Annotated in this window: 4 protein-coding genes and 1 pseudogene; all 5 read right to left on the reverse strand. The window is 47.1% G+C overall.

Translation table 11 applies throughout. The features are described 5' to 3' along the window. Positions 1-69: pseudogene (locus WBV75_RS06755) on the reverse strand (6-carboxytetrahydropterin synthase); the annotation flags it as partial. A gap of 3 nt (positions 70-72) precedes the next feature. Continuing rightward, positions 73-600 carry an isopentenyl-diphosphate Delta-isomerase gene (gene idi / locus WBV75_RS06760; RefSeq protein WP_424119875.1) on the reverse strand — a complete coding sequence of 176 codons (528 nt, stop codon included), beginning with the start codon at positions 598-600 and terminating at the stop codon, positions 73-75. A gap of 150 nt (positions 601-750) precedes the next feature. Beyond that, entirely contained in the window at positions 751-1,710 is a 960-nt protein-coding gene (locus WBV75_RS06765) for a PorP/SprF family type IX secretion system membrane protein (protein ID WP_424119876.1), read from the reverse strand. A 4-nt stretch (positions 1,711-1,714) separates the two neighbouring features. Then, the gene (locus tag WBV75_RS06770) at positions 1,715-3,727 is read right to left on the reverse strand and encodes an Ig-like domain-containing protein (RefSeq protein ID WP_424119877.1); all 2,013 of its coding nucleotides are present in this window, start codon (positions 3,725-3,727) and stop codon (positions 1,715-1,717) included. A gap of 21 nt (positions 3,728-3,748) precedes the next feature. After that, positions 3,749-4,296: hypothetical protein (locus tag WBV75_RS06775; RefSeq protein WP_424119878.1), on the reverse strand; the 548-nt coding region annotated here is incomplete at its 5' end.

Raw genomic sequence — 4,296 nt, forward strand, 5'->3', positions numbered from 1 at the left:
GTCCCAGTCTGGTCTGTACAGCCGGTGCGCTGCATTAAAATGTGCCTTTCTACTTACTTTTACATTCATGTATTATCCTTTATCCTGCCGTATATGATCGAAAAAGCGATTGAAAATTATCCGGAACCAGGCCGTATAAATTTCCGGGTGTTCCTCCAGGTCTTTTGCAATCAGGTCCAAATCCATCCATTTCCAACTCGCGACCTCCTCGGGGTTGATTTCTGGTTCCCCATTAAAATCCCCAAGTAAGACATGGTCCAGCTCATGCTCCGTGAGGCCATTATCAAAAGGAGCTTTGTAGATAAAAGAAAATAATTCCTTAAGCTCCGTGTCGAATCCCATTTCTTCACCCAGCCTTCTGCGGCCAGCCGCTATATTAGACTCCCCAATCCGCTGATGGCTGCAACAGGTATTCGTCCAAAGTAATGGGGAATGGTATTTATGTGCTGCCCTTTGTTGGAGGAGCGTCTCTCCCTTATCATTCATTACAAAAACAGAAAACGCCCGGTGCAGGACTGCTTTTTCATGAGCCTCCATTTTTGGCATGGTACCAATGACTGTGTCCTCAGGCGTAACGAGAATAACTTCTTCTTCTTTCACATTTCAAAATTAAGGCCTTTGCAGAAGAATTGGGTTAATACATTCATAAAAAACCCTGAAGTATAAGATCTGTATTGATAGAGCTGTCCCCTTGAAGCAGCCCCGGGTATACCTTAAAATTGAGGAAACAATGAGGTTTGGTCGGAGTTCTTAGAAAAAACGAGGGGATTTTATGCGTCCGCGGCGGCTGATGAAGTCGTATCTCAAAATAATTTCAAAGGATCCATCATTAAAGGCTGTTCCTCCCAGTTCGGTTACTTCGCGATCATAGGCCATACCAATCAAAAAGGCGGGAGAAATATGAAACCCGACCATTGCGCTAACCGCGGCATCCCATCGGTAGGCCAGTCCCATTATAAAACGCTCGTCATACATAAAGTTGGCTGAAAGGTCTACCTGCAAAGGAGCCCCTACAGTCATTTTCGTAAGCAGCGTAGGCTTGAATTTCCAGAGCGGATGAATATCCCATACATACCCCGTGATAAAGTAGAAGTTCATTTGCTCCCTGGCCGTTGACAATTGGGATTCATCAAAATGAGTGGTTTCCAGAAAACGGGGTACCGAGATACCTGCGTAAAATTGCTCCGTATGATAGTAAACACCCGCACCTATATTCGGGGAAATCCGATTCTGAATATCCTGTTGCAAGGTGAAATCCGGGTTGTTTGGGTCCAACGTGAGTTCTGAAAACCGAATATCCAGCAGATGTGCACTCGCCTTTAAGCCAAAGCTCAAACGGGCTTCACGTGAGAGCTGCAGGGTATATGAAAAATCGGCGTCGAAGTAGGTTTCAGAAGTAGGTCCAATCTGGTCATTGACCACTGAGAATCCGAGACCAACCCCTCTATATCCCACCGGGGAATGAAGATTCAGGGTTTGTGTCTTTGGTGCACCGTCAAGGCCCACCCACTGGGAACGGTGCAAGGCCGCAATACTTAAATGCCCCCGGGACCCCGCATAGGCGGGGTTTATGCTCACGGTGTTATACATATACTGCGTATACTGTGCATCTTGTTGAGACCAAACCCCTTCCAAAAAGGATAGGGAAAGGAATGCCAGGCAGAAAAACCTGCGAAAAAAATGATTATGTCGGCTCAGTAGCTGCAGCATTCAATTATCGATTTAAATACAGATATCCGGATTGTTGTCGCATCACCCCTTCAGGAGTTTCGTATTCGAGGACATAGAAATAAGTCCCCGTCGGTAACTTGTTATCAGGGGCCACTGTTGCCCTTCCTTCAGAAGTCCCGTCAAATGTGTTACCCTGGGTATTGTATGCCCTGGTGCTGAAGACCAAAACACCCCAGCGGTTGTAAATACGAACGCTGTTATTGGGGAAGTTTTCAATATTCTCGATGGTGAGGACGTCATAGGCCCCGTCTCCATTGGGTGTAACAGCATTATATACTACCACACCATCTCCTTCCGCACTTGCATCCAGGTAGTCAGGAATGCCATCCCCATCCGAATCGTCGTTAGAGAAAATACCATCCCCATTGGCATCTTCAGATGCTGTTGGAATTCGGTCACCATCGTCGTCAATATCCCGGTAATCGGCCTCTCCGTCAGAGTCGGTATCTGGTAAATCTGAGTTTGGATTGTCAATCTCATCATTGACATCAACGTCTACAGTTTCATTACCTTCATAGCCATCATCAAGTCCATCGTTGTCCTGGTCTGATCCCAGTATCACTACGTCGGGGAAACCATCCCTATCCCAGTCATGACCTTCAATAGCATCCGGGACGCCATCGTCATCGCTATCCGTATCCACATAGTCTGGTAAACCATCTCCATCGGTATCCTGGGGAATCAATCCCACTGAGCCACCGTTCTCATAGGCGTCGTCCAGGCCATTCGAGTTCAGGTCCTGATTGAGAGGTGGCAGATAACCCCCGGTCGTTTGAGCTTCTACATTATCCGGAATACCGTCGTTGTCTGAATCGATATCGAGGTAGTCAGGAATTCCATCAGAGTCAGTATCTACGGGGTTTGTGGAAGGATCGTTATCCCCGTCGAGATCGAGATCTTCAAAACGATCGACAATACCGTCATCATCACTGTCGATGTCGACATCTGCCATATTCACAATGATAGTGACTGTGGCTGTACTGCAATTGCCTGAGGCATCGCAAAGAGTGTAAGTAAAGGTATCCGTTCCTACAAAATCATCTTCAGGAGTATACACCACTGTATCATCTGAAGGATCATCCGGGGTGCCATTGTCGTCAATGCTCACCGTCCCATTGGAAGGATCAGTCAGGGTTAGTGTACCTGTATTCGGAATATCATTGTCATTGGCAAGGATGTCGATGATAACGGGTTGTTCTTCCAAAGTCGCAATCGCATCATCAATAGCATCGACAATCGGGAGTACAGTTATTGTAACAGTCGCTGTACTGCAATCCCCGGAGGTATTGCAAACCGTATAGTCGAAACTATCGGCCCCGTTAAAATCGGGGTCAGGAGTATAGGTGAGTACATCGTCCGTGGGATCATTTGGTGTACCGTTATCATCGATGATTATCGTACCATTGGACGGATCCGTTGTGGTCAGGGCACCATCCTGAGGGAGGTACGTATCGTTGTCAAAGATCGGGAGGACCTCAGAAGTATCCTCGTTCAGTGTAAAAATATCATCAAATAATTCAGCTGCCTGTTGCATACAGACGACCACAAAAGAGGGTAATTCAGTTGTATTTCCCGCTTTGGAAATACGCGCTGTATAGCGCACTACAGTCTGGCTTGCAATAACCTGGGGTTGAAGCTGATCTCCACTTATGGCAGGGGTCCAGGAAACCGTAGCCGAACCGTTTACGTTTGCCGTAATATCCAGAATTACCTGATTATCCGGACTATTACAATCTGTCAGGATAAAATAATCGGTGGCATTAGACCCGCATAACGTTCCGTCATAGGTCGCAAAGTAGATACCCGGTTGTGTGGCTTCATAGAAAAAATCCGTTCCGAGTACAGATGCTGGATCGGAGGCTTCATACCACCTGAAATTCGCTTCATCCCCCGAATTAGGAGCTTGAAGGAGGAACTGGGCCTGTGCCTGAAAGCTGAATAAAAGCAACAGGAGTAACCCGATTCTGGATGTGATATGTTGGAGGTTGTTTTTCAAAACAAAAACTAGGTAGACCGGTTATCGTACTACGAATACGACATTGATGAGCGAATTATAGTCCGATGGTTGCCCGATAATGTCATAGGTCAGTACTCCATTTGCATCGATGCTCATATTGTCAAAGACCGCTGGATCGGCAAGCGTAACGTAATAGTACAGATCAGAGGCCGCATATGTCGGAACAGCTGCGGGAGCCCCAGTACTGGCCACCGCCGGAGATCCAAACTGGGCAATATATTGCGCATACAGATCTACTGTAAAGCCCGTTCCATTGGTCGAGGCATCTATGGCTATTGATGGTGGGTAAAAAATCCGCGCTGCCCCCGAAGTAATTGGAGTAATCGCACTAAGGGATTCCTCCACTGTGGTTTCATTGACACCGTCACCATCCGAATCCAGTCCTACGGTCAGGTTAACTTCGGTACCCTCCTGGTCGTCCGTACTGACCGCTGAAATATCCACAGACTGTACGCCACCACCGTCGGTAACCGTCAGGTTCGTTCCATCAAAAGCAATTCCAGTGTTGTATTCATTTGCCGAATCGTTGTCGTTATCCGCCACTGAGA

It is taken from the genome of Robiginitalea sp., from assembly GCF_049588695.1.
Lineage (GTDB): Bacteria > Bacteroidota > Bacteroidia > Flavobacteriales > Flavobacteriaceae > Robiginitalea.